A 22,504-nucleotide genomic window follows, 5' to 3' on the forward strand; every position below is an offset into this window, starting at 1 on the left:
GCGTATGCGCTGCGCCTCGTCTCGGGTCTTTCCCCGGACTGTCCACCCATGATCCGGCTGAGGGGGGCGCGCTCCGCTACCGCTCTGGTGCGACGTCATGCCGTCACCTCCTGTCTCTCGAACGTCACTGTCACGCTGTCGGGGTCATACTCGCGACCATTGCCGGAGCCCACCCGGTCCACGCGGATGCGCAGACCGACCTCCCCGAGGATGCGCAGCACCCGCCGCCGCTGCTCGACGTCGGCCCCGTCCCACACGGTGGCCGCATCTGGACCGGCGAACCCCTCGAGCCCGTCGGCAGGCATGGACCGGGCGAGCTGGGAGCGGGCAGCCTCGAGCTGTGGCCGTAGCTTGCCCGTGATGCGCTGGAATTGGTCACCTGTGATGATGTCGTCCGCGAACTGGTCAGCGGCCAGGCCTAGCTTCGCCTCGAGGGCGTCCACCCTGCTCCGCGCTTCGTGGGCCGCTTCGGCGTCCCCGCCGAGCAGCCTCACGCCCTCCCGCTCGAGGTAGCCGACGACGACGGCGCTCACATGCTCGTCGAGGTCTGTCATGGGCCGGGAGACACGCATACACCCGGCGTGCGGGCACGTGTACGCCGCCGCGTAGGTGCGGACCCGGTAGCGAGGCTCGGACTCACCGGCCAGCGGGGGCACCTTCACCCGATACGTGTACCCTTTCTTGCCGACCAGGTAGCGACCGCACTCGCCACACTCGGCGATGCTGGTCAGCAGATACCGGACTGCCGTGCCCCGGTTGTTGGTCTTCCGTGCCGGGTCGGTCAGGTGCGCGACGACGCGCTCGTGAGTCTCCCGGTCGATGATCGGCTCCCACTGTCCCGGCCCCATCTCCTGGCCCTTGTACGTCCGGATGCCGCAGTTGCGCCACCGCAGCAACATGCGCCGCAGCGGTTGCGTCTGCCACGGCCCGCCCCTGGGCGTGGTGACGCCGCGCTCGGTCAGGTCGTTGACGATGCTCCACAGGCCTTCACCGGCGAGGACACGGCGCACACACTCCCGTACGACTGCCGCCTCGGCCCGGTTGATGGTCAGCCGCTTGTCAGCGGTGATGTCCCACCCGAACGGGCGCGGCCCCGCGTGCTTCCCCGCCTCGGCAAGCTCCTGATGCTTCCGACGGACGCGGCGACTCAGCTGCTCGACCTCATGCCGGGCCACAGTGCCCTTGATGCGGGCCGTCATGCGCCCCTGTGGCGTGGACAGGTCAATCTCACCGCCGACGCTGGCGAGCTCGAGCCCGTGACGTTCTGCCCACTCGATCACGCCCTCGAGCTCTCGCGGCGTGCGGGTCAGCCGGTCTACGTCCCAGACCACGACGGCACGGACACGGCCTGCGTCCACGTCGCGGGCGAGCCGCTGATACGCCGGACGGGGCTTGCCCTTCGACGCGCTCACGTCGTTGTCCTCGTACACGTCCACCACTTCCCAGCCCTTGCGGGCGGCGAGGGCTTCGCAGTCCTGCCGCTGGCGCTTCACGCCGAGGCCGGTGTCTTCGGTGTCCTGCGAGATGCGGACGTAGATGCCTGCTGGTGTCGGTTGCATGGCGCTGCTCATGACTCTAGGCTACCCCTAGCGAACAATTCCCCCGCAGGAGGTCTTCGTGGCTCGCGGGGGCCGTTCGGAGCTGACGTCCGTCACGTTGACCGAAGAGCGGGTCCGTGACCTCGTGGAACGCATGCTGAAGAGCTCCGGTCGCCGGCTGGACCTGTCCTCACCTTTCGTGGACGCCGCCCTGCCTGACGGCTCTCGTCTGCATGTGGCGATCCCCGACATCACCCGTCGCCACTGGGCGGTCAATATCCGCAAGTTCATCGCTCGCGCCTCCAGCCTGGATGATCTCGTCCATCTCGGTTCGCTCTCGGTGGCCGCCGCCCGCTTCCTGGAGGTGTGCGTCGCCGGCGGCATGAATGTGCTGGTCTCTGGTGCGACGCAGGCCGGCAAGACCACGATGCTCAACTGCCTGGCATCGGCCATCGGGCCCCGGGAGCGGGTCATCACCGTGGAAGAGATCTTTGAGCTCCAGCTGCCCCTCCGCGACGTGGTGGGTCTGCAGTGCCGCCAGCCGAATCTCGAGAACGAGGGCGCGATTCCGCTGCGGCGACTTGTCAAAGAGGCGCTGCGCATGCGCCCTGACCGATTCATCGTCGGTGAGGTCCGCGAGGCGGAGAGCCTGGACATGCTCATCGCGCTCAACAGCGGCCTGCCTGGCATGGCGACAGTCCACGCCAACGGTGCTCATGAGGCACTGACCAAGATCTGCACCCTGCCCCTGCTCGCCGGGGAGAACATCGGCCGCAGTTTCATCGTGCCGACGGTCGCGTCCTGCGTGGACCTGGTCGTGCACTGCGCTCGTGACGGGAGGGGGAGCCGTCACGTCGAACAGATCGTGGCGGTCGGCTCCCGGGTCGAGGCCGAGCGCATCGAGACCTCCACACTGTTCATCCGCAACGAGGGGGAGCTGCAGGTGAGTCCGAGCGCGATCTTCGACCTGCCGAAGCTCTCAGAGGACGGCCACGGCCAGCTGGTGAGGGCGGGGGTGCTGGGGTGAGCCTGCTGCTGGGCACTGCCCTGGGGATGGGCCTGCTGCTGGTCTGGTGGTCGTTCTGGCCACGTCGAATGGACCGTCCTGATCGTGCTGGAAGGCGCGCGGGGCGCCTTCGGCGTCTGCTCGCGGAGGCAGGGCACCAGCGTGTCGGGGTCTCGGGCGCGGTGACGGCGATCCTCGCCTGTGCGGTAGTCGGCTTCCTCCTCGTGATGCTGCTGACCGCGGCGGTCCCGGTCGCGCTGTGCTTCGCTCTCTTCGCCTCCTCCGTGCCCGTGGTGGTGCTGCGTTGGCAGGCGGCACGCCGACGTGCGGCGCTCCGAGAGATCTGGCCCGACGTCGTCGACCATCTTCGCTCCGCCGTGCGGGCCGGGATGTCGCTTCCTGAGGCGCTCATCCAGCTGGGCAGCTCCGGCCCGGCACCGCTGCGTGAGCCCTTCGTGGAGTTCTCCCGGGACTATCGCGCGGGCCAGAACATGCAGACGTCCCTGCGGCGGCTCAAGGAGAGACTCGCCGACCCGGTCGGTGATCGGATCATCGTCGCGCTGACCATCACTCGAGAAGTGGGAGGCTCGGATCTGGGCAGGCTGCTGGGAACCTTGGCGGAGTTCCTCCGCGAGAATGCCCGCACCCGCAGCGAACTCGAAGCACGTCAGTCGTGGACGGTCAACGCCGCGAAGCTGGCCGTCTCCGCGCCCTGGGTCGTCGTGCTTCTGCTCTCCACTCAGCCGGAGGCCGCAGAGGCCTACCGCGGGATGACGGGGCTGATGGTGCTCGCCGCAGGCCTGGTGGTCTCCCTCGTCTGCTATCGACTCATGCTGCGTATCGGTGCGCTGCCGGAGGAAGAGAGGGTGCTGCTGTGAGCGTCACGATCACCTGGGCCGTCATCGCCGGGCTGGGACTCGGCCTCGGGCTGCTGGTGGTGGTCTCCTCCCTGCCGGTGATGAACCGCCCCCGCTTCGTCGATCGGATCTCCCCGGCCCTGCGTTCCACAGGAGTGGGCGTCGGGCTGTTCACGCCCACCGCGCCGCCTCTGGTCCCTCTAGGGGCCGTGGGACGGATCTTCACCCCGCTGCTCAAGGCCGCCATGGTCCGTCTGGACAGATTCAGCCTCGATGTCGCCGCGCTGCAGCGTCGCCTGGACCAGGCGGACTCACGGAACGCCCCGTCGGAATTCCGGCTCCAGCAGGTCGCCATGGGTGCTGCAGGTGCTGTCCTGGGGGCTGCGATCAATCTGGTGGCCTTCGTCTCCGGGCAGTTCCACGGGGCGGTGGCCGTGCTGAGCGTGACTGTGCTGGCCGTGCTGGGGTTCGCCCTTCGCGACAACCTGCTCAGCTCACAGATCCGCCGTCGTCAGCGCCGGATGCTCTCCGAGTTCCCCACGGTGGCGGAGATGATCGCCCTCGCGGTCAGCGCCGGGGAGAGCGCTCCTGGGGCATTCGAACGGGTCAGCCGAGTCTCCCGCGGCGAGCTGAACGTCGAGCTCACCCGAGTACTGCGGCAGACCCAGGCCGGCACGAGTTTCTCCCACGCACTGAAGACCATGTCGTGGCGTGTGCAGTCACCACCGATCTCACGATTCCTGGAGGGCATCATCGTGGCGATGGAGCGGGGCACACCTCTGGCCGACGTCATGCGGGCTCAGGCACAGGACGTCCGAGACCTCTCGAAGCGCGACCTGATGGAGACCGCGGGCAAGAAGGAGATCTCGATGCTCGTCCCACTCGTCTTCGGGGTGCTTCCGCTGACTGTAATCTTCGCCGTCTACCCCGGGCTCGAACTTCTTTCCATCGGAGTTTGAGGCCCGCACTGCACTTGACCACCGTACGCACCGAGACCTGAGCTCCAACCACTGAACCGATCACCATCCATCACATCATCGGAGAGGAACACACCATGTACGTCCAGAAGAACCAGCCCCAGACGCCAAGCTGTGACGAGCGAGGGGACCTCCAGCACGGCCGTGGCCCGGCCGCGCTGCTGACTCGTCTGCACACCGAGGAGCGCGGTGACGTGCCGGGCTGGGTGATGATCACCCTGATGAGCGCCGTGCTGGTCGCGGGGCTGCTGGCCATCGCCCAGCCGGCGCTCCAGGGGCTGTTCAGCGACGCCATCGACCAGGTGTCCCGTTGACCTCCGATGGTGAAGCTCAGTAAGTCCAGCCCGTGCGGGGGACGGGTCGAGTGCCGATCCCTGCTGCGTGAGGAGCGTGGTGCCGCCACTGCGGAGTTCACCATGGTGGCCACACTGCTGGTGCTGCTCACACTGGCGGTCATCCAGCTGATGACCTTCGTCCACGTGCGCAACACGCTCATCGACGCCGCCTCCTCCGGCGCTCGCTTCGGGGCTCTGCACGACCGCACCGCGGAGGACGGGGTGGAACGGACACGATCGCTCATCGCCTCCTCGATCGCCGGCGACCATGCCGGAGACGTCACCTACACCTACGTCGATGAGGAGGAAGGCCGCACGTTGCGCATCACGGTGCGGGCCGGGGTCCCGCTGATGGGGATCGGGCCCGGTCTCGGAATGCTCGAGGTGCAGGGGAGGGCCTATGCCTTCGACTGACACCCGTCCGTCGACTCGTCGACTCCGGACGTCCGGGGCTGCCGGCAAGCTTCTGGCCCCGCTGCGCCGTCGGCTCGGGCCGGTGGAAGCGGAGGACGGCTCCTCGATCGTGGAGTTCATCCTGCTCGCCGTGCTGCTGCTGATCCCGATCATCTACTTCATGCTGGGCGTCTCATCAGTCCAGGGCGCCTCGTACGCCGCGTCCGGGGCAGCCGACCAGGCCGCGAAGATGTACGTGGCCGCCGAAGGCGGCGATCCGCGGGCCGACAGCCGCAGTGAGGCCGCGGTGCTGGCTGCGCTGCAGGACTTCGACATCGCCGCAGATCGGGCCACCGTCAGTCGGGGCTGCCCGCAGGGTGACTGCACCGCCGACGGTGACCTTGTCACCTTCTCGGTCGAGATCCAGGTCCCGGTGCCTCTGGTCCCTGACGTCGGGTCCTGGCAGCCCACCCTGGTCACGGTCTCCTCCACCTCGGTGCAGGTGCAGGGCGGATGAGCGACGGGACCCGACCTCAGAAGTCCACTGGGGGATCAGTACCGCACCGCGAGGGGAGATGCCCCAGGAAGGACCGCAGGACCGCTGGGGGAGTCCACCGTCGCGTCCTGCCTGGCCTCCGTTCCGGCGTCCGAGCCCGCTGCCGGCAGCTGCATGACGAGGAGTCCGGCCAGTCCACGGTGCTGATCCTGGGCATGATCCTGGTGGTGCTGATGCTCGTCTCCGTGGTGGTCGGCGCCACTGCGGTGAACCTGGAGGCCCGCAAGCTGCTCTCGGCGGCCGACGGCGCCGCCTCCGCAGCGGCACAGAGCGCCGCGGGAGCAGGCTCCGCACCGACCCTGACCTCCTCTCAGGTCCGCGCCCAGGCTCAGGACTATCTGGACGCCTCCGGTGCGCACGGCCGCCTCCCCGGGCTCGAAGTCACCGACGCGTGGGTCGCGGACGGCGGCCAGACGGCCCACGTCCGGCTCGGGGCTTCGGCCGAGCTGCCGATCCTCAGCTGGTTCCTGCCCGCCGAGATCCCGATCAGTGCAGAGTCGCACTCCCGGGTCAGCCTCAATCGATGAGCCGCAGCGGTGGAGTCCTGCGCAGCCAGCGCCGGATCTGGTGCCGCGGCAGGCGAACCTCCCCGCCAGCCGGTAGGGTGGAGACGTTATGGCAGAGACTGATTTCCCCACTGAGCTGCGCTCCCTGCGCTCCACCCTCACCCGCATCACCGACGTCACCGACGTGGACAAGCTCCGGGACGAGGTGGCGGAGCTCAGCGAGCGGGCTGCCGCGCCGGACCTGTGGGACGACCAGGCCAACGCACAGAAGATCACCTCCCAGCTGAGCCACAAGCAGTCCGAGCTCGAGCGCCTCACCAAGCTCGCCGGACGCATCGACGACGTCGAGCTCATGGTGGAGATGGCCCACGAGGAGGGCGACCAGGAGGTCCTCTCCGACGCGGCCCAGGAGATCGAGTCCATCCGCAAGGCTCTGGCCTCCCTGGAGATCGTGACCCTGCTCGCCGGGGAGTACGACGAGCGTGACGCCGTGGTGACCATTCGTTCCGGTGCCGGAGGCGTGGACGCCGCAGACTTCGCCGAGATGCTGCTGCGCATGTACACCCGCTGGGCCGAGCGCCGCGACTGGACGGTCAAGGTCCTCGACACCTCTTACGCCGAAGAGGCCGGCCTGAAGTCGGCCACCTTCGAGATCAAGGCCCCCTATGCCTTCGGCACCCTCTCGGTGGAGGCCGGCACGCACCGCCTGGTGCGCATCAGCCCCTTCGACAACCAGGGCCGCCGCCAGACCTCCTTCGCCGCCGTCGAGGTCATCCCGCTCATCGAGGGCACCGACAGCATCGACATCGATGAGAACGACCTCAAGATCGACGTCTACCGCTCATCCGGTCCCGGCGGCCAGTCGGTCAACACCACCGACTCCGCGGTGCGCATCACCCACCTGCCCACCGGCACCGTGGTCTCGATGCAGAACGAGAAGTCGCAGATCCAGAACCGCGCCGCCGCCATGCGAGTCCTCGAGTCCCGCCTGCTGCTGCTCAAGCAGCAGGAGGAGGCCGCGGAGAAGAAAGAGATGGCCGGCGACATCAAGGCCTCCTGGGGTGACCAGATCCGCTCCTACGTGCTGCACCCCTACCAGATGGTCAAGGACCTGCGCACCGAGCACGAGGTCGGCAACACCTCGGCGGTGCTCGACGGCGACCTCGATGGCTTCATCGATGCCGGCATCCGCTGGCGTGCCCAGTCCCTCCTGGAGAACTGAGCGCGGCCGGGCTCCCGGACCCTCCGGGCTGCCTGGTCACCTCTCCGGTGCCCCACCGGTGGCCCAGGAACTTCCGGCACGCCGTCCCTGATGGCCCGAAAGCGGCCCCAGCTGAACTAGAGTCAGAACGCGCCGGCCTGCCTTCCCCGACCTGTGCCCCGAATGGCCGGTGCGCGCCGGGGCAGCTGGTGAGAGATGATCCGCTTCGAACACGTCACACGGCGCTATGAGCCGGGAGGCCGTCCGGCCCTCGACGACGTCACGGTGGAGTTCAACCGTGGTGATTTCGTCTTCCTGATCGGCGCCTCGGGCTCTGGAAAGTCCACCCTGCTGCGCATGATCCTGCGCGAAGGCCTGCCGCAGCGCGGCAAGGTCACGGTGGCCGGCCAGAACCTCGGCCTCATGCTGGAGCGCCGGGTGCCGGACTACCGGCGAAGCGTCGGCATGGTCTTCCAGGACTTCCGCCTCCTGCCGGACAAGACCGTCTTCGACAACGTGGCCTTCGCCATGCGGGTCATCGGAGCCAAGCGCTCGCAGATCCGTGAGCGGGTGACCTCGGTGCTGGAGCGGGTCGGACTCGAGGACCTGGGCCGCCGCTATCCGCATGAGATCTCCGGCGGAGAGCAGCAGCGTGCCGCCATCGCCCGAGCCATGGTCAACGAGCCGGCCATCCTGCTGGCAGATGAGCCCACCGGCAACCTGGATCCGCGAGCCTCCGACGAGGTCATGAAGATCCTGCGCTGGATCAATGCCTCTGGCACCACCGTGGTGATGGCGACCCACGATCGCGCCATCGTGGACCGCATGCGCCGCCGGGTCGTCCAGCTGCACGACGGGGCGCTGGTGCGCGACGACGAGCGCGGCTCCTACGACCCGCCTCGCGGTTCACACGCCTGGACCATTCTGAGCGAGCAGGAGACCAGTGGGGCGCTTCGAGCCCACGACCCGCGCCCCGCGCCGGCACCGGCGGCGGAACCGGCGCCGCACACGGTCACCGCAGATGCCGCCCGGAGCGCCGGCGAGGATGTGCCCGCCGTGGCCTCCTTCGACAGCGACTCGGAGTCCACACCGGAGCCCGGCACCACGCCCGAGGAGAGCCCCGCGCCCGGGGAGGAGGGGATCCACGTGAGCTGGCCGGACCACCTCCGCGGTCCGCAGGCCGTGGTCGACGTCCCCGAGCCCACTGGCGAGTTCGACGGCGCCGAGATGCCTGACCTGGACCGTGACGGCTACACGGAGCCCGAGAGCGGGCTTGAGCCCGAGGGGGAGGGCGCAGACCCCGAGAGGCTGCGCGACGCGCTGCGTCAGGCTGTCTCCTCTCACACGCAGATGTCCGCCGGACCGGAGGGCGCCGCGGAGAAGCCACGGCTCTCCTGGCTGTCTCACGCCGCCGGGGGAGAGGTCGACCGCCAGGGCAGTGCCGCGACTCCCGCAGCCCCTGGGTCTGCCAACGACCGCCGTGATGAGATCGAGGATGCCCGGCTCCGCGCGCAGAGCAGCGAGGACGAGCCGCCCATCCATGAGCCGGACCACCCGGCCTCTCGCGGCCAGGGCCCCCGACGACGCCTCCCGGTGCCGCCGGCCAGTCCGGCTGAGTCTGCCACGGCGGCGACTCCCGACGAGGGGGAGGGCCCGGCCTCTTCTGACCCGCCCTCCTCTGAGCCTGCGCCGCCTGACCCGGCTTCTGTCGAGCCGGCCGACCGTGACGTCCCGGAGCACGTGCCCGATGCTGACCGCCCCGCCAGCGCCGTCGACGCCGAGGGCGAGGAGGTCGCCGACCTGCCCCCGGAGCATCACCAGTCTGACGCAGCTTCCCCGGCGGATGATCCCATCGAGCATGCTCCACCCGGCGGGTCGAGCCCCGACGTCGAGTCTCCTGAGGTCCCGAAGCCACGCTCCTCGGCCTCCCAGTCCACCTATACCGACACCCGCCGCACCGCTGAGCAGCTCGGGGTCACCGGAGAGCATCGCTCCATCTGGCGACGACTGAGGAGGAACCGATGAATCGCCTGCTGTACATGCTGCGCGAGACATTCACCTCGCTGCGCCGCAATGTCGCCATGGTGGCCTCGGTCATCCTGGTCACCTTCATCTCGCTGACCTTCGTCGGCGCCGCCGCGCTCATGCAGACCCAGGTCGATCAGATGACCGACGACTTCTACGACCGGCTCGAGGTCTCGGTATTCCTCTGCACCGAAAACTCCACGCAGTCGGCCTGCCCCACAGGGGCGATCAGCGCGGACCAGCGTGAGGCCCTCGAACTCTCCCTGGAGGAGGGCGCGGCGAGCCAGTACGTGGCCAGCTTCCGGCACGAGTCCCAGGAGGAGGCCCTGGAGAGCTTCCTCGAGTCGCGCGGTGAGAGTGCCCGCACCGCGTCCCTGGAGGCCGCAGACATGCCCGAGTCCTTCCGGATGCTGCTCCATGAGCCGGAGGAGTATCCGATCGTCACAGAGCTGTTCTCCTCGGCGCCGGGAGTGGAGACCGTGGCCGATCAGCAGGAGGTCCTCGATCAGATCTTCGCGATCCTCAACGGGCTCACGATCGTCGCACTCATCATCGCTGCGGTCATGATCGTCTGCGCAGTGCTGCTGGTCTCCACCACCATCCGGCTCTCCGCCTTCAGCAGACGCCGGGAGACCGGGATCATGCGTCTCGTCGGCGCTTCGAAGTCGATGATCAGGCTGCCTTTCGTCTTCGAAGGCGTCATCGCCGCAGTGATCGGCTCCCTGTTGGCCTGCGCGGCGACCTGGGTGGTCGCCGAGTTCCTGCTGGGTCAGTGGCTCTCCCAGCAGGTCCCGGGGATCCAGTTCATCGACGCCTCCTCCTCCTGGATCATCATGCCGGGGCTGGTGCTCATCGGTGTGTTGCTGGCGGTGCTGTCCTCCTGGCTGACGGTCCGTCGCTACCTGCGCGTCTGAGCGGCGCCCCGCTCCAGGAGCCCTGTCGGAATATTGTGGCCCCGGCCTCGGTTGTCCTATACTGGAACACCTGCGCCGCACCGTTGGTGTGGCAGGGACGGTGATTGACAACCGCATAAGGGGACGATCGGTTTCGACGATCTGAGTTGAGCATGGGGAAGCGGGCCGAGGATGTAGGGTGACCTCGTAAATACCACTCTGCAAAACAATAAGTGCCGATTCTAAGCGCACTGACTTCGCCCTCGCTGCCTGATAGCAGCGACCGCGAGTCTGTCGGCCTGAGTTTGCTGTCGACTCAGCAGCCGGCATCAGCTAGATAGCCACTGGACGCCGTCCTTGTCGTGGGGACGTCGCTCGACAATTTCACGACTGGGCCCGGGTCAGCCACTTGTCTGCATGATGGCTGGGGCCGAGTAACACCCAATGCGCAGACTGCGCCCGGAGAAGTCCATGCAAGGCCAGATCGGACGCGGGTTCGATTCCCGCCGTCTCCACGAAAAGCCCCGCCAGGGTCTCCCTGGCGGGGCTTTTCTATGCGGTCCTCCCTGCGAAGGTGTGCTGGTCGACAGGTCAGCGCACCCGGTGCGTGGCGCTCAGGAGAGCCTCAGGCGGCGCCGCGGTTGCGATAGCGCATGGCGCGCTGGGCGTCGCGCTCGTCCTGCTTGCGACGCAGCGTCTCGCGCTTGTCGAACTCGCGCTTGCCCTGGGCGATGCCGATCTCGACCTTCGCGCGGCCATCCTTGAAGTACAGCTGGAGAGGGACGATCGTGTGGCCCGGCGACTCGATCTGCCGGGTGATCTTCACCAGCTCCTTGTGATGGAGCAGCAGCTTCCGCTTCCGGCGGGCGCTGTGATTGGTCCACGTGCCGTTCAGATACTCCGGGATGTGGACCTGCTCGAGCCACAGCTCGCCGCCGGAGGAGAATGCTGCGAAGCCATCTGTCAGCGAGGCCTGCCCTTCGCGCAACGATTTCACCTCGGTGCCGGTCAGCACCATCCCCGCCTCGTAGCGGTCCAGGATGTTGTAGTCGTGCCGTGCTCTCCGGTTGGTGGCGACCACGTTGTTGTTGGGGTCCTTGGGACCCTTGCGTGAGTTCTTCTTCGCCATGGTGCCACCTCCTCGCAGCTGCATCGGGGCCAGTGCCCGCGGCCGCATGGCCGGCCGCAGAGCCGACTGTCCATCATACACCCAGGGTGATCCCTGTGGGGGAGATCACACCACGCGGCGTCGGTCGACGCAGTCCGCGGGGACCCGTCGCGTGGCAGGCCCTCCCCGCGCCGCCGTCGAGGCCCTCACCGACGGCCTCCCATACAGGACCGATCCCTGGGCCCTGCCTCGCCGGTTCCGCTGAGCGGAGGTGCTCAGAGAGACCCGAGCCCGGACAGCGCCAGCCCGATGCCGGCGGCCAGGAACCCGCAGGCGACGTTGACCAGCCAGATCCAGGCGGCCTGCATCCGCTGGCCGTCCACCCATCGCTGGGCCGCGCGCAGCGAGACCGTCGCGAAGGTGCTCAGCGCACCGATGAGCCCGTAGCTGACCACCGTGATGACACCGGGGGAGAAGACCCCGGACTCGGGCACGGCCTCCAGGGCCGTCAGCGCGGAGAACCTCCCGAAGAGGAAGCCCAGGAACAGGCAGCCCAGCGAGTTCGCCACCAGGATGCCGTAGCGCACATAGCGGTCCAGCAGCAGGCGCAGCACCGCTCCGGTCGCACCGCCCAGGGCCACCCCGAGAACCACAGCGACCGAGAGGGTCGTGGTCATCGGCTCTCACCCCCGGGGCCCTGATCCGCCCGCGCACCGCGGCGCACATAGGGGTCCTCCACACCTCCGAAGATCGCCCGGCCCACGGTGACCCCCGCCGCGGCGGCCCCGGTGGAGGCGATGACGCTGATCAACAGATAGAACAGCATCTCCACGGTCCCCGGGTTCACGTAGGTCACGGCGCTGAGCTTCTCGAAGGCTCCGCCGGGCACCGCGGGCATCACCGCCAGGATCACCAGGGAGAAGGTCGTGTAGGAGCCCAGCAGCCCGGTGCCCAGCACCGGCACCGCCCAGCGGCGCAGCGCCGGCCGGGCCGCCGCGATCCCGGTGAGCATCCCGAGCATCCCGGAGCCGGTGATGTTGATGAGCAGCGTCGTCCAGGGGAACTTCATGCCGTGCTCAGGGATGACCTGCCCCAGGCTCAGCCGCAGCAGGGCGCCCACAGCTCCGGCGCAGGCGACCAGCAGGATCAGCGCCGGCAGCGGGGGAGCTGTCGGCGCCGCAGCGGCGGGAGCGGGTGTGACGGGAGAAGACACCGTCCAAGCCTAATACGCCGCACGGCCCAGGAGGTGCAGCCCGGTCGGATGAAGCTGCCTCGGGTTCAGCCTGTGGCGTCCTCGGACAGCGGCGCCGACGACGGCCGGGACGTCGTCACCACCGACACCCGCATCGCGTGAGCCAGCTCATGGGCCAGCCGGATGCCTTCCCCTGCCCCGGTGCGGGCCACCACGACGTCGCCGGCGTCGGAGGCTGTCACCTGCACCTGCGCGCCGATCTCCATGTCCTGCTCCGCCAGGATCCGCAGCGCGTCCGGAACTCCGTCGTCCACCTGTTCCAATCGCACGGCCGAGGCGGCCGGAACCCGGCACAGCAGCTCGGTGTCCGGATAGTCCATGCTCAGGTCCGGGCCGGGGATGGGGTCACCATGCGGGTCCACCCGCGGATGTCCCAGGCGGGAGTCGAGCCGGTCCACGAAGTTCTCCGAGACGGCGTGCTCGAGCCGCTCGGCCTCCTCGTGGACCTCGTCCCAGCCGTAGCCGAGCTCGCGCACCAGCCAGGTCTCGATCAGGCGATGACGGCGGACCATCGCCAGAGCCAGCTGGCGCCCCTGCTCGGTCAGCCGGATCGGGGCATAGGGCTGATGGTCGACCAGGCCCAGGTCTGCCATCTTGCGCACCATCAGCGTCACCGACGGGTTCGACACGCCCAGGGTCCTGGCCAGCGCCGAGGCGGTCACCGCGGCGTCGTCCCACTCGGCCAGCCCGTAGATGGTCTTGGCGTAGTCCTCCACCGACGTGGTCGCCGAGGCGGTGCGGGTGGAGCGTCCCTGGGCGGAGGTGCGCGGGGTCATGAGGTCCTCTCGGTGGACGCGGAAGCCTGATCAATTCTAGGTGCCGCCGGACGATGCCGCCGCACCGCCTGGCCCAGCAGGCCCTTCCGGGGGGCGAAGAGATAGGCCGCAGTGAACTGCGCGGCCTGGACCAGCACGATCGTGCCGCCGGTGGCGATGTCGAGCCAGTAGCTGGCATAGACCCCCACCACCGCCGAGGCCACCGCCGAGGACGAGGCCACCGCGAGCATCGGCCCGAAGGTGCGGGTGACCAGCAGCGCCGTCGCCCCGGGGATCACCAGCATCGCCACCACCAGGATGATGCCCAGAGTCTGTAGGGCGGTCACCGTGGTCAGTGCCAGCAGCATCAGCAGCACCGCGGAGAGCCCGGCGGTCGAGAGGCCGATGGTGTGGGCGAAGGTCCGGTCGAAGGCGAGCAGTGTGAAGTCCCGGCGTTTGATGAGCAGCACCGCCGCGGTCAGCGCGCCCAGCACCAGGACCTGGTAGAGGTCCGTCCGGGAGGTTCCCAGCACATTGCCGAAGAGGATGTGCTGCAGGTGCGTCTGGCTCGGGGTCCGGGAGATCAGCACCAGGCCCAGCGCGAACAGCGAGGTGAAGACCACGCCGATGACGGTGTCGTGCTTCAGCGTCGAAGAGGTGCTGATCCCCCCGATCAGTGCGACCGCCAGCATGCCGAACACGAAGGCGCCCACGGCCATGGGGACTCCGAAGATGTAGGCCAGCACGATGCCCGGAAGGATGGAGTGGGCGACCGCCTCTCCCATCAGCGACCACCCCATGAGCACCAGCCAGCTGGAGAGCAGGCCGCACACCCCCGCGGCGACCACCGACACCAGCAGGGCGTTCTGCATGAACCCGAATTCCAGAGGCCCCAGCAGCAGCTCGGACAACGTGCTCATCGTTGCCCCTCCGACCCCGGCAGCTGCGGACCCAGCCCCAGCACCGTGCCGAAGGCCCGGGCCAGGCGCTCTTCGGTGAGCACCGCTTCGGGAGGCCCGGAGGCCAGCACGGTGCGGTGCAGCAGCACCACCTCCTCGGCCAGCTCCGGGATCCCTTCCAGGTGATGGGTGGAGACCAGCAGCGTGGTGCCGGCGTCGCGCAGCTGGTGCAGCACGGAGACGATCAGCTCTTCCGAGGCGCGGTCCACCCCGGCGAAAGGCTCGTCCAGCAGCATCAGCGGCGCCTCCTGGGCGATCGAACGGGCCAGGAACGCTCGCCGCCGCTGCCCGCCGGAGAGCTCACCGATCGTGCGCGTCCGCAGTCCGCCCAGGCCCACCTGGTCCAGGGCCGCACCGACCCGCTCGCGATCCGCCGTCCGAGGGCGTCGGGTGAAGCCCATGTGCCCGTAGCGACCCATCATCACGGTCTGCTCCACCGTCACCGGAAAGGAGTGGTCCACCTGATCATGCTGGGGGACGTAGCTGACCAGGTTGCGACGACGTGCCGCCTGAGGGCTCCGGCCGAACAGCCGCACCCGTCCGGCGGCGGGGGCGCGCAGCCCCAGCAGCGCGGCGAACAACGTGGACTTGCCCGAGCCGTTGGCGCCCACCAAGGCGCAGAGCCGGCCGGGCGTCACCGTGAGGTCCACCTGCTCGAGGGCCAACACTCCGGGGTACCCGGCGCTGAGGCCGTGCACTGCGATGGCGTCCGGGGCCGACTGGCTCATCATTCGGACCCCTCCACGTCCGCCCCATCGAGGATGAGCTCCAGGTCATGGCGCAGCAGATCCAGGTAGCTGGGCACCGGGCCGTCCTCCGCGGAGAGGGAGTCCACGTACAGCGGCTCGCCCAGCTCGGCGCCGGAGTCCTGGGCCACCTGCTGCTGGGCGGCCTCGTTGACGGTCGACTCGCAGAACACCGTGGGGACGTCATGGTCCTGCACATAGCGGATCTGCGCCTCGATCTGCTGGGGCGAACCTTCGTCATCGGCATTGACCGGCCACAGATAGTGCTCGCCGAAGTCGAGGTCCTCGGCCAGGTAGCTGAAGGCGCCCTCACAGGTGACCAGGTGGACGTCGTCGAGCTGCTCGGCGCGGTCGCGGGCCTCGGCGTCGAGATCCTCAAGCTCCTCGCGCAGCGCATCGGCGTTCTCGGCGAAGACCTCGGCGTCCTGGGGGGAGAGATCCGTCAGTGCCTCCTCGACCCCGTCGACGTACTTCACGCCCTGCTGCGGAGACATCCACGCATGCGGGTTGATCGGCATCTCCGTGGAGTCGTCCGGGTGGCCGGGCAGCCGGGTCACCGGCAGGGGATCGATGTCATCGGTGACGACGACGGTGGACGCCTCGGACTGGTCGAGGAACTGCTCCAGCCAGGCCTCCAGGCCCAGTCCGTTGGCCAGCACCAGATCGGCCTCCGCGGCGTCGCGCACATCACCGGGGGTGGGGTCATATTCGTGGATCTCCGCCCCCAGCGGAGTGATGGAGCGGACGTCGACCCGGTCGCCCCCAACCTCGGCGGCGATGTCCTGCAGCACGGTGAACGTGGTGAGCACCACCGGCACGTCCTCACCGCCGGGCTCTGCCCCATCCGATCCGCTGTCCGATCCTCCGGCGGGGGAGCAGGAGCTGAGCAGCAGCGCACCGAGGGCGAGGAGTGCGGCCGTGGACGTCGTCGTGGAGTGGGGCATGGCTCCAGTATGGTTTAGGCATACCTAAAGCTGCAAGCAGGGGTGGTTCAGGAGTCGCCGATCTCCGCTGATTCCGCTGATTCCACTGACTCCGCCGGTTCCCCGGCGACCGGCCGCACGGTGCTCCCAGCGCGTCCCTCTTCCATCCATGGAGTGGGGTTGTCCGCCGCCAGGGCGCCCAGCGCCGCCTCGTGCAGCAGGCCGTTGGTGGCCAGTGCGTTCGTCCCGGCGCAGCCGGGTTCGCCGTCCAGGGAGGTGAACAGCCCTCCAGCCTCGGTCACGAGGGGCACCAGGGCGGCCATGTCATGCAGCGCCAGCTCAGGCTCTGCCGCCAGGTCCACAGATCCTTCGGCGACCATGCAGTAGGACCAGAAGTCCCCGTAGGCGCGGGTCCGCCACACGGTGTCGGTCAGCTCCAGGAAGTTGTGGATCCGGCCGATCTCCCGCCACCCTGCCAACGAGGAGTAGGAGAAGGACGCGTCCTTCAACGTGGCGACCTTCGAGACCCCCAGCTGGGTGGCCGCGGCCAGAGACTTGCCGGTGTAGGCGCCGCCGCCCTTGGCGGCCCACCAGCGGCGATTCAGCGCAGGGGCGCTCACCACCCCGACCACCGGCTCCCCGTGGTCCACCAGAGCGATGAGCGTGGCCCAGACGGGGACGCCGCGCACAAAGTTCTTGGTCCCGTCGATCGGGTCGATGACCCACCGTCGGGGCCCCGACCCGGAGGAGCCGAACTCTTCGCCATAGATCGCGTCCCGGCCCCGTGTGCGGCCCAGCTGGCCACGGATGGTCTCCTCGGCCCGCCGGTCGGCGTCGGTGACGGGGGTCAGATCCGGTTTGGTCTCCACGGTGAAGTCCATGGACTGGAAGGAGGCCATCGTCTGGGCGTCCACCGAGTCGGCGATCATGTGAGCGAGGCGGAGATCCTCGGTATAGGGGCTCGAGCGGTGGTTCATGGGGACAACCCTAGTCGTTTCTCGTCCTGCTCCTCAGCTGAACCGGTCAGTGAGGACAGCAGCCCGCGCAGCGAGGCCAGCCTGCTCGGACCGTGCTCGCCGGCGTGTCCGTCCTCCACCCAGCTGTCCAGGGCGCAGCCGCCCTCGGGTGCGGCATGGGCACAGCCCGGCTCGCAGCCGGTCGAGCCCTCCACCAGGTCCCCGAAGGCCGCCAGCACGTCATCGGGGTCCACATGGGCCAGCCCGAAGGATCGAACCCCGGGCGTGTCGATGATCCAGGAGTCCCGGGCGGCGGCCTCGTCCAGCGGGGATCCCGGCTCCGAGGACGGTTCGAGGTTCAGCGCCACGGCGGAGGAGGAGGTGTGGCGACCCCGTCCGGTCACCGCGTTGACGCCTCCGATGGCCCGATCCGCGCCGGTCAGCGCATTGACCATCGTGGACTTGCCGACGCCGGAGTGCCCGATCATCGCCGTGACGTGGCCGCAGAGCAGGCCGCGCAGTCGGGTGACGGCCGCAGGGTCCAGCCCCGGCGCGGGGACGCCCGCCTCGAGCTGGCCGTCCTCCTCGGCGTGCCCGGAGACCACCGTGGCCAGACTGAGTTCGGCATAGTGGCTGATCAGCCCGGCCGGATCCTCGGGGTCCTCGGCGAGATCCGCTTTGGTGACCAGCAGGATCGGGTCGATGTCGGCGTGATAGGCGGCCACCAGGGCGCGGTCGATGAAGCCGGTCCGCGGCGCCGGGTCGGCCGCGGCGACCACGATGAGCAGCTGGTCGGCGTTGGCCACCACGACTCGCTCGGCATCATCGGTGTCGTCGGCGCTGCGGCGCAGCAGCGTCGAGCGCTCCTCGATGCGCACCAGACGGGCCAGCGTCCCCTCCTCGCCGGAGGTGTCGCCCACCAGGGCCACGACGTCGCCGGGGACCACCGGAGTGCGGCGCAGCGCCTTCGCGCGCACGCCCAGCACCACCCGTTCCTCGAGCGGGGCCCGGCTCTCGGCGCCGGAGGAGGAGGCGTCCTCTCCCTGGTGCATGCGCACCGTGTAGCGTCCGCGGTCCACGGTGACCACGCGGCCGAGCTCGGCGTCGGGATGCTCGGGGGTGTCCTTGGTGCGCGGGCGGGAGCCGCGCTTGTTCGGCCGGAATCGGATGTCGGACTCGTCCCATTCCCGGCGTGAGGACCAGTGGCGGCTCATGGCGTCTCAGCGTCTCCCGAGTGGCCGGAGCTGACCAGGTCCTGCCACAGCTGCGGGAAGGTCGGCATGGTCTTCGCGGTGCAGCCGATGTCCTCGACCTCCACCTCGTCGACCACCAGACCCAGGACGGCGGCGAAGGTGGCCATCCGGTGGTCGGCATAGCTTCGCACCAGCCCACCGTGTGAGATGGGGGACAGGACCCGGAATCCGTCGTCGGTCTCCTCGGCCTCGCCCCCCAGACGGCGGATCTCCGCCGCCAGGGCGGCGATGCGGTCCGTCTCATGGCCTCGCAGGTGAGCTACCGAGGTGAACGTCGTCTCGCCCTCGCACAGGGCCGCCAGCGCCGCCACGGTGGGGGTGAGTTCCGCAGTGCCGTCGACGGTGCCCGGCGTGGTGAGCCGCTGCGGCCCGCGGACGGTCAGCGTCAGAGTCTCCCCGCCGGCCTCCTCGGTGGTGGAGATCGCTGCGCCGAAGTCCGCCAGCAGGCGGGTCCAGCGGCGTCCGATCTGTGTGGAGGTCTTCGGCCAGCCGCGCATGACCACCTCGCCGCCGGTGACGGCGGCCGCGCAGAGGAAGGGACCGGCGTTGGAGAGATCGGGCTCCACCCGGACGGTGAAGGCCGGAATCGGTCCAGGCTCCACCCGCCAGGTGAAGGGCTGCGGGGAGCTGACCGTCACACCGAGCTGCTCCAGGACCGTCATGGTCATCTCCACGTGCTCCAGTGACGGCACGGAGGTGCCCGAGTGCCGCAGGGTCAGGCCCTTGGTCATGCGAGGAGCGGCCAGCAGCAGGCCGGAGACGAACTGTGAGGACGCCGAGGCGTCGATGGCTGCCTCGCCGCCGTCGAGCCCGCCGGGGGAGTGCAAGGTGAACGGCAGCGTGGAGGGGGCCTGGGAAGCTGGCTTCGAGGACCCTCCCGGGGCGGATCCAGCGTCCCCGGTCACCGCGACGCCGAGCTCGGCCAGGCCCTGGAGCACGGCCCCCATGGGGCGCACCCGGGCCTCCGGGTCGCCGTCGAAGTGCACGGTCCTGCCGGTCAGTGCGGCGACAGCCGGCAGGAACCGCATCACGGTGCCGGCCAGGCCGCAGTCCACCCGGACCTCTGGGGCGTGTGCGACGGAGGGGTGCCCGGCGGAGGGGTGGGCGGCCTGGTCCAGCGGCAGCGGGGTGATCCGCACGGCCTGCTCGCCGGTGCCCGCCGGGTCCGAGATGTGCTCCACCCCGGCGCCGAGCTGCTCCAGGGCAGCGAGCATCAGGGCGGAGTCGCGCGATTCCAGGGCGTTGATCACCAGGCAGGGTCCGTCGGCCAGCGCGGCCAGCAGCAGGAGTCGATTCGTCAGCGACTTCGAGGCCGGGACGACGACCTCTCCACGCACCGGTGCCCCCGCACGCGGCGCAGGCCACGGGGTCGGGGGCACCGGGGGAGTGTCAGCAGACATGGCGGTGCTCAGAACGCGTCCTCCGCCTTCTTCTTCCCCTCCTTCGCGGCTGCGGAGATGGCCTTGACGGCCTCCTTCTCAGCACGCTTGAAGCTCTTGGCGGCGTCACGCTCCAGGGCCTTGGCGGTCTTGACGGCGTCGTCCCCGAAGTCCTCGGCCCACTGGTACGTCTTGTCCCGGAACTGCGCCCCCTTCTTCCGGGACCGTGTGGCCAGGTGCTCGGCGCGCCAGCCCAGCGAGGGCTTGCCGTCGAGGTCCGCGACGGCCAGGCCGAGCCCGCCCAGGATGGCCAGGTTCTTCAGCAGCGTGTCGCGCTGAGAGGTCAGGTCCTCCACGGACTCCAGGCCCGCGCTGCGAAGCTCCACATAGCTGTTGACCTTGTGCACCCCGACCAGGGTGAAGGCGGCCAACCGCGGGAACCGGCCGATGGCCAGGGCGACACCGGCGACGACCTCGACGCCGCCCAGCACCTGAGCGGTGCGACGTGGGTCGGCGGTCACGATCTCCGCCTGGGGGATCAGCGAGCTCAGCTCCTCCAGGGTGGGCTCCAGCTTCTCGGCGGCCTCCTCCGTGTTGCGGAGGCGGTCGATGCCGTCGGCGATGAAGCCGGCGCCGAGCAGCGGGCGGGCGACTTTGCGGATCAGGGACATGGGAACCTCCTGTGGCGCCGCGGCGTCGGGGTGTTCGCCCGGCTCCGCGTGCTGTGAACTCGGTTGAGCGGTGGATGCCGGAGCATGTGGCGTCCGGCATCGTCCAGAAGACAATCTACCCAATCAGCCCCGGTCGGGGAATTGTGGACCGCGCTTCGTCGTTGTCCTGTCCATGACCATAGGCACGCTGGAGCACCCCGCCCCGACGCCGGTCCGAGTCATGCGCGTAGACTCATGGGTGATGGAAGACCGTGACGAGAACGTGAATGTGGCCGAGGAGACCGATGCCCAGCGTCGTGTGCGCTTCGAGTCCGATGCACTGCAGTATGTCGACCAGCTCTACTCTGCGGCCATGCGCATGACGCGCAATCCGCAGGACGCTGAAGACTTGGTGCAGGAGGCCTACACCAAGGCCTATTCGGCCTTCCACCAGTACAAGCCCGGGACGAATCTCAAGGCGTGGCTGTACCGGATCCTCACCAACACCTACATCAACATCTACCGGAAGAAGCAGCGCCAGCCCCAGCAGGCCAACACGGACACCGTGGAGGACTGGCAGATGGCGCAGGCCGCCGAACACACGTCCACCGGGCTGCGTTCGGCCGAGGCCGAGGCGCTGGACCACCTTCCGGATTCGGACGTCAAGGACGCCCTGCAGCAGATCCCCGAGGAGTTCCGCCTCGCGGTGTACTTCTCCGATGTCGAGGGTTTCGCCTACAAGGAGATCGCCGAGATCCTGAACATCCCCATCGGTACGGTCATGTCCCGACTGCATCGTGGCCGCAAGCTGCTGCGCGAACTGTTGACCGACTATGCCCGCGAACGAGGCTTCAAGAAGCAGGAGGCTCGAAAATGAGCGAAGACCGCACCACGGAGGAATGCCTCGGCGGGGACTGTCGGGAGGCCGAGGAGCGGATGGAGCGCATCTACGAGTACCTCGACGGCGCGCTGAGCAGAGACGACCTCGAAGAGGTCCGCACCCACCTGCATGACTGCCCGGACTGTGCCTCAGACTACGACCTGGAATGCATCATCCGGTCCGTGATCCGTCGGTCCTGCGCGGAGCGTGCTCCAGACACCCTGAAGGTGACGATCATGGAGCGGATCAGCGAGATCCGCATCGAGGCCGGGCACGAGAGTCGCCGCTGACCCCAGCCGCACCTGCAGACATGACAGAGCCCCCGCCGGAGTGATCCTGCGGGGGCTCTGCCCTTCTCTGTGCGCTCGCTGTCCGTGGCCCTCCGTCGCCGGAGGAGGCACGGCGCGCGCCGCGGCCTCACGCTCGCGGGCTAGCTGCGGAGCGTTCAGACCTGAGAACAGGTCTCAGACGAGTCAGCAGTTGGGCCGCTTGCCGTGGTTGGCGCTCTTCTTGCGGCGGTCCTTGCGCTTGCGTCCACGCTTGCTCATAGGGGAACTCCTTTCGTCGGCTGCGCTCCATCCTACCGGACGGCGGCGCGGGCGACTCAGGCCGCAGGCTCGCGGAGACCCAGCCACTGATACCAGCCACGGTGCAGCACCAGCCAGGCGATGAGCCCATAGCCGGCCTGGCCCGGGACCCCGTCGTTGGCGGCGAGATCATGGCGCCACTGCTCGTGCTGAACCAGCGGGGTGAGGGTGTCGACATAGACGTGGGATCGGCGTGAGGCCACGTCCTGATAGGCGGTGTTGAGTTCGGCCAGCCGCTGGTTGCGCTCCGGGTCCAGGCCCGGTGGGGGACCGACCACCAGGCAACGGATCCCCTCCTGGCTCGCGCGATCCAGGATGTTGGCCAGGTTCAGCCGCGAACGTGCCGAAGAGGTCGTGCTGTCCAGATCGATGTCGTTCAGGGCCACGATCAGGTGGTTCTCGGTGTCCTCGCCGAACCTCGGGGCGGCCTCGGCCTGCCAGCGGTGGGAGAGCGCTTCGGTACCCTCCCCGGGCATGGCCAGCACATAGGGTTCCAGCTGCACGGATTCCGTGGGGGTCTTCGCCAGCACGCGGCCGAGCCACCCCAGCGCGCGGGGGTCCCCCGCTCCGGTGAGAAGCTCATTGCCGACGGCGACGATTCTGATGCTGCGATCCACGTCGTCCCTTCCTCTGTGACGCCGTCCGGACCCGGGTCGCCGGGGGGACGGCTGGCGGACAGCGACTTTCCTTCCCCTGACGTTACCGCCTCAGCTGTCTGCCGTCGGTGTCGGACGCGCCACGGGAGCTCATCGCCCCGGCCGACGTGGTG

The 22,504-nt window shown here is 69.0% G+C and carries 25 protein-coding genes, 1 other RNA gene and 1 pseudogene; 13 read left to right on the plus strand and 14 right to left on the minus strand.

Going from position 1 to position 22,504, the window contains the following annotated elements; all coding sequences use genetic code 11:
• Positions 1 to 95: 95 nt before the first annotated feature.
• Positions 96 to 1,571, minus strand: coding sequence for a recombinase family protein (locus HNR09_RS13060; RefSeq protein ID WP_179542443.1), 1,476 nt, complete (start codon positions 1,569 to 1,571; stop codon positions 96 to 98).
• A 31-nt stretch (positions 1,572 to 1,602) separates the two neighbouring features.
• On the opposite strand from HNR09_RS13060, the pseudogene HNR09_RS13065 reads away from it, so the two are divergent.
• The 11 genes and pseudogenes from HNR09_RS13065 to ssrA form a co-directional block, all read left to right on the plus strand.
• A pseudogene (locus HNR09_RS13065) lies at positions 1,603 to 2,565 on the plus strand (TadA family conjugal transfer-associated ATPase); the annotation flags it as partial.
• Entirely contained in the window at positions 2,562 to 3,422 is an 861-nt protein-coding gene (locus tag HNR09_RS13070) for a type II secretion system F family protein (RefSeq protein ID WP_179542444.1), read from the plus strand. The pseudogene HNR09_RS13065 and the gene HNR09_RS13070, both read left to right, overlap by 4 nt.
• Entirely contained in the window at positions 3,419 to 4,360 is a 942-nt protein-coding gene (locus HNR09_RS13075) for a type II secretion system F family protein (RefSeq protein WP_343047547.1), read from the plus strand. The genes HNR09_RS13070 and HNR09_RS13075 overlap by 4 nt, the downstream gene beginning before the upstream one ends.
• Before the next feature lie 95 nt (positions 4,361 to 4,455).
• A complete protein-coding gene (locus HNR09_RS13080) occupies positions 4,456 to 4,692 on the plus strand; it encodes a hypothetical protein (RefSeq protein ID WP_179540184.1) in 237 nt (78 codons plus the stop codon).
• A gap of 6 nt (positions 4,693 to 4,698) precedes the next feature.
• Positions 4,699 to 5,127 carry a TadE/TadG family type IV pilus assembly protein gene (locus HNR09_RS13085; RefSeq protein ID WP_179542445.1) on the plus strand — a complete coding sequence of 143 codons (429 nt, stop codon included), beginning with the start codon at positions 4,699 to 4,701 and terminating at the stop codon, positions 5,125 to 5,127.
• Positions 5,114 to 5,623 carry a hypothetical protein gene (locus tag HNR09_RS13090; protein WP_179542446.1) on the plus strand — a complete coding sequence of 170 codons (510 nt, stop codon included), beginning with the start codon at positions 5,114 to 5,116 and terminating at the stop codon, positions 5,621 to 5,623. Before HNR09_RS13085 ends, HNR09_RS13090 begins: the two co-directional genes overlap by 14 nt.
• A complete protein-coding gene (locus HNR09_RS13095) occupies positions 5,620 to 6,189 on the plus strand; it encodes a pilus assembly protein TadG-related protein (RefSeq protein ID WP_179542447.1) in 570 nt (189 codons plus the stop codon). Before HNR09_RS13090 ends, HNR09_RS13095 begins: the two co-directional genes overlap by 4 nt.
• A gap of 88 nt (positions 6,190 to 6,277) precedes the next feature.
• The gene (gene prfB, locus HNR09_RS13100; protein ID WP_179542448.1) at positions 6,278 to 7,390 is read left to right on the plus strand and encodes a peptide chain release factor 2; all 1,113 of its coding nucleotides are present in this window, start codon (positions 6,278 to 6,280) and stop codon (positions 7,388 to 7,390) included.
• A 195-nt stretch (positions 7,391 to 7,585) separates the two neighbouring features.
• Entirely contained in the window at positions 7,586 to 9,394 is a 1,809-nt protein-coding gene (gene ftsE / locus HNR09_RS13105) for a cell division ATP-binding protein FtsE (RefSeq protein ID WP_179542449.1), read from the plus strand.
• On the plus strand, positions 9,391 to 10,308 hold the full coding sequence (gene ftsX, locus HNR09_RS13110) for a permease-like cell division protein FtsX (RefSeq protein WP_179542450.1): 918 nt from the start codon (positions 9,391 to 9,393) through the stop codon (positions 10,306 to 10,308). The genes ftsE and ftsX overlap by 4 nt, the downstream gene beginning before the upstream one ends.
• Before the next feature lie 119 nt (positions 10,309 to 10,427).
• Positions 10,428 to 10,805, plus strand: a transfer-messenger RNA (tmRNA) gene (ssrA, locus tag HNR09_RS13115).
• A gap of 107 nt (positions 10,806 to 10,912) precedes the next feature.
• Here the strand turns inward: ssrA and smpB are convergent.
• The 11 genes from smpB to HNR09_RS13170 all read right to left on the minus strand — a co-directional run bounded on the left by smpB (position 10,913) and on the right by HNR09_RS13170 (position 20,289).
• Positions 10,913 to 11,416, minus strand: a complete 504-nt coding sequence (gene smpB, locus HNR09_RS13120) for an SsrA-binding protein SmpB (RefSeq protein WP_179542451.1) — start codon at positions 11,414 to 11,416, stop codon at positions 10,913 to 10,915.
• Between the two features lie 254 nt (positions 11,417 to 11,670).
• Positions 11,671 to 12,072: a fluoride efflux transporter FluC gene (locus HNR09_RS13125; protein ID WP_179542452.1), complete on the minus strand. Its 402-nt coding sequence runs from the start codon at positions 12,070 to 12,072 to the stop codon at positions 11,671 to 11,673.
• Complete coding sequence (locus HNR09_RS13130; protein WP_179542453.1) at positions 12,069 to 12,608, minus strand: CrcB family protein; 540 nt, start codon at positions 12,606 to 12,608, stop codon at positions 12,069 to 12,071. The genes HNR09_RS13125 and HNR09_RS13130 overlap by 4 nt, the downstream gene beginning before the upstream one ends.
• Before the next feature lie 65 nt (positions 12,609 to 12,673).
• Positions 12,674 to 13,423, minus strand: a complete 750-nt coding sequence (locus HNR09_RS13135; protein ID WP_179542454.1) for a metal-dependent transcriptional regulator — start codon at positions 13,421 to 13,423, stop codon at positions 12,674 to 12,676.
• Positions 13,420 to 14,322, minus strand: coding sequence for a metal ABC transporter permease (locus tag HNR09_RS13140; RefSeq protein ID WP_179542455.1), 903 nt, complete (start codon positions 14,320 to 14,322; stop codon positions 13,420 to 13,422). Before HNR09_RS13140 ends, HNR09_RS13135 begins: the two co-directional genes overlap by 4 nt.
• A complete protein-coding gene (locus HNR09_RS13145) occupies positions 14,319 to 15,092 on the minus strand; it encodes a metal ABC transporter ATP-binding protein (RefSeq protein ID WP_343047548.1) in 774 nt (257 codons plus the stop codon). Before HNR09_RS13145 ends, HNR09_RS13140 begins: the two co-directional genes overlap by 4 nt.
• Positions 15,089 to 16,051, minus strand: coding sequence for a metal ABC transporter solute-binding protein, Zn/Mn family (locus HNR09_RS13150; protein WP_179542456.1), 963 nt, complete (start codon positions 16,049 to 16,051; stop codon positions 15,089 to 15,091). The genes HNR09_RS13145 and HNR09_RS13150 overlap by 4 nt, the downstream gene beginning before the upstream one ends.
• A gap of 47 nt (positions 16,052 to 16,098) precedes the next feature.
• Positions 16,099 to 17,007 (minus strand): histidinol-phosphatase, encoded by a 909-nt coding sequence (hisN, locus tag HNR09_RS13155; RefSeq protein WP_179542457.1) that lies wholly within the window; start codon positions 17,005 to 17,007, stop codon positions 16,099 to 16,101.
• A complete protein-coding gene (gene rsgA / locus HNR09_RS13160; protein WP_179542458.1) occupies positions 17,004 to 18,200 on the minus strand; it encodes a ribosome small subunit-dependent GTPase A in 1,197 nt (398 codons plus the stop codon). The genes hisN and rsgA overlap by 4 nt, the downstream gene beginning before the upstream one ends.
• Positions 18,197 to 19,618, minus strand: a complete 1,422-nt coding sequence (gene aroA / locus HNR09_RS13165) for a 3-phosphoshikimate 1-carboxyvinyltransferase (protein WP_343047549.1) — start codon at positions 19,616 to 19,618, stop codon at positions 18,197 to 18,199. Before aroA ends, rsgA begins: the two co-directional genes overlap by 4 nt.
• Positions 19,619 to 19,647: 29 nt before the next feature.
• Positions 19,648 to 20,289, minus strand: coding sequence for a DoxX family protein (locus HNR09_RS13170; protein ID WP_179542460.1), 642 nt, complete (start codon positions 20,287 to 20,289; stop codon positions 19,648 to 19,650).
• A gap of 241 nt (positions 20,290 to 20,530) precedes the next feature.
• Between HNR09_RS13170 and HNR09_RS13175 the strand changes: the two genes are divergently transcribed.
• Both HNR09_RS13175 and rsrA read left to right on the plus strand, forming a co-directional pair.
• Positions 20,531 to 21,145 (plus strand): sigma-70 family RNA polymerase sigma factor, encoded by a 615-nt coding sequence (locus HNR09_RS13175; protein WP_218881941.1) that lies wholly within the window; start codon positions 20,531 to 20,533, stop codon positions 21,143 to 21,145.
• Entirely contained in the window at positions 21,142 to 21,438 is a 297-nt protein-coding gene (rsrA, locus tag HNR09_RS13180) for a mycothiol system anti-sigma-R factor (protein ID WP_179542461.1), read from the plus strand. Before HNR09_RS13175 ends, rsrA begins: the two co-directional genes overlap by 4 nt.
• Before the next feature lie 183 nt (positions 21,439 to 21,621).
• Here the strand turns inward: rsrA and HNR09_RS16625 are convergent, their stop codons facing one another.
• Entirely contained in the window at positions 21,622 to 21,696 is a 75-nt protein-coding gene (locus HNR09_RS16625; RefSeq protein WP_378937354.1) for a 50S ribosomal protein bL37, read from the minus strand.
• A gap of 56 nt (positions 21,697 to 21,752) precedes the next feature.
• Positions 21,753 to 22,352: a GDSL-type esterase/lipase family protein gene (locus HNR09_RS13185; RefSeq protein ID WP_179542462.1), complete on the minus strand. Its 600-nt coding sequence runs from the start codon at positions 22,350 to 22,352 to the stop codon at positions 21,753 to 21,755.
• Between the last annotated feature and the right edge of the window lie 152 nt (positions 22,353 to 22,504).

The sequence above is a fragment of the Nesterenkonia xinjiangensis genome, from assembly GCF_013410745.1.
GTDB lineage: Bacteria > Actinomycetota > Actinomycetes > Actinomycetales > Micrococcaceae > Nesterenkonia > Nesterenkonia xinjiangensis.

Excerpts from the sequence above, each read along its gene's own strand:
- HNR09_RS13060 (WP_179542443.1), bottom strand. The coding sequence starts at position 1,571 with ATGAGCAGCGCCATGCAACCGACACCAGCAGGCATCTACGTCCGCATC.
- HNR09_RS13080 (WP_179540184.1), top strand. The coding sequence starts at position 4,456 with ATGTACGTCCAGAAGAACCAGCCCCAGACGCCAAGCTGTGACGAGCGA.
- HNR09_RS13085 (WP_179542445.1), top strand. The coding sequence starts at position 4,699 with ATGGTGAAGCTCAGTAAGTCCAGCCCGTGCGGGGGACGGGTCGAGTGC.
- HNR09_RS13090 (WP_179542446.1), top strand. The coding sequence starts at position 5,114 with ATGCCTTCGACTGACACCCGTCCGTCGACTCGTCGACTCCGGACGTCC.
- HNR09_RS13095 (WP_179542447.1), top strand. The coding sequence starts at position 5,620 with ATGAGCGACGGGACCCGACCTCAGAAGTCCACTGGGGGATCAGTACCG.
- prfB (WP_179542448.1), top strand. The coding sequence starts at position 6,278 with ATGGCAGAGACTGATTTCCCCACTGAGCTGCGCTCCCTGCGCTCCACC.
- ftsE (WP_179542449.1), top strand. The coding sequence starts at position 7,586 with ATGATCCGCTTCGAACACGTCACACGGCGCTATGAGCCGGGAGGCCGT.
- ftsX (WP_179542450.1), top strand. The coding sequence starts at position 9,391 with ATGAATCGCCTGCTGTACATGCTGCGCGAGACATTCACCTCGCTGCGC.
- smpB (WP_179542451.1), bottom strand. The coding sequence starts at position 11,416 with ATGGCGAAGAAGAACTCACGCAAGGGTCCCAAGGACCCCAACAACAAC.
- HNR09_RS13125 (WP_179542452.1), bottom strand. The coding sequence starts at position 12,072 with ATGACCACGACCCTCTCGGTCGCTGTGGTTCTCGGGGTGGCCCTGGGC.
- HNR09_RS13135 (WP_179542454.1), bottom strand. The coding sequence starts at position 13,423 with ATGACCCCGCGCACCTCCGCCCAGGGACGCTCCACCCGCACCGCCTCG.
- HNR09_RS13140 (WP_179542455.1), bottom strand. The coding sequence starts at position 14,322 with ATGAGCACGTTGTCCGAGCTGCTGCTGGGGCCTCTGGAATTCGGGTTC.
- HNR09_RS13145 (WP_343047548.1), bottom strand. The coding sequence starts at position 15,092 with ATGATGAGCCAGTCGGCCCCGGACGCCATCGCAGTGCACGGCCTCAGC.
- HNR09_RS13150 (WP_179542456.1), bottom strand. The coding sequence starts at position 16,051 with ATGCCCCACTCCACGACGACGTCCACGGCCGCACTCCTCGCCCTCGGT.
- hisN (WP_179542457.1), bottom strand. The coding sequence starts at position 17,007 with ATGAACCACCGCTCGAGCCCCTATACCGAGGATCTCCGCCTCGCTCAC.
- rsgA (WP_179542458.1), bottom strand. The coding sequence starts at position 18,200 with ATGAGCCGCCACTGGTCCTCACGCCGGGAATGGGACGAGTCCGACATC.
- HNR09_RS13170 (WP_179542460.1), bottom strand. The coding sequence starts at position 20,289 with ATGTCCCTGATCCGCAAAGTCGCCCGCCCGCTGCTCGGCGCCGGCTTC.
- HNR09_RS13175 (WP_218881941.1), top strand. The coding sequence starts at position 20,531 with ATGGAAGACCGTGACGAGAACGTGAATGTGGCCGAGGAGACCGATGCC.
- rsrA (WP_179542461.1), top strand. The coding sequence starts at position 21,142 with ATGAGCGAAGACCGCACCACGGAGGAATGCCTCGGCGGGGACTGTCGG.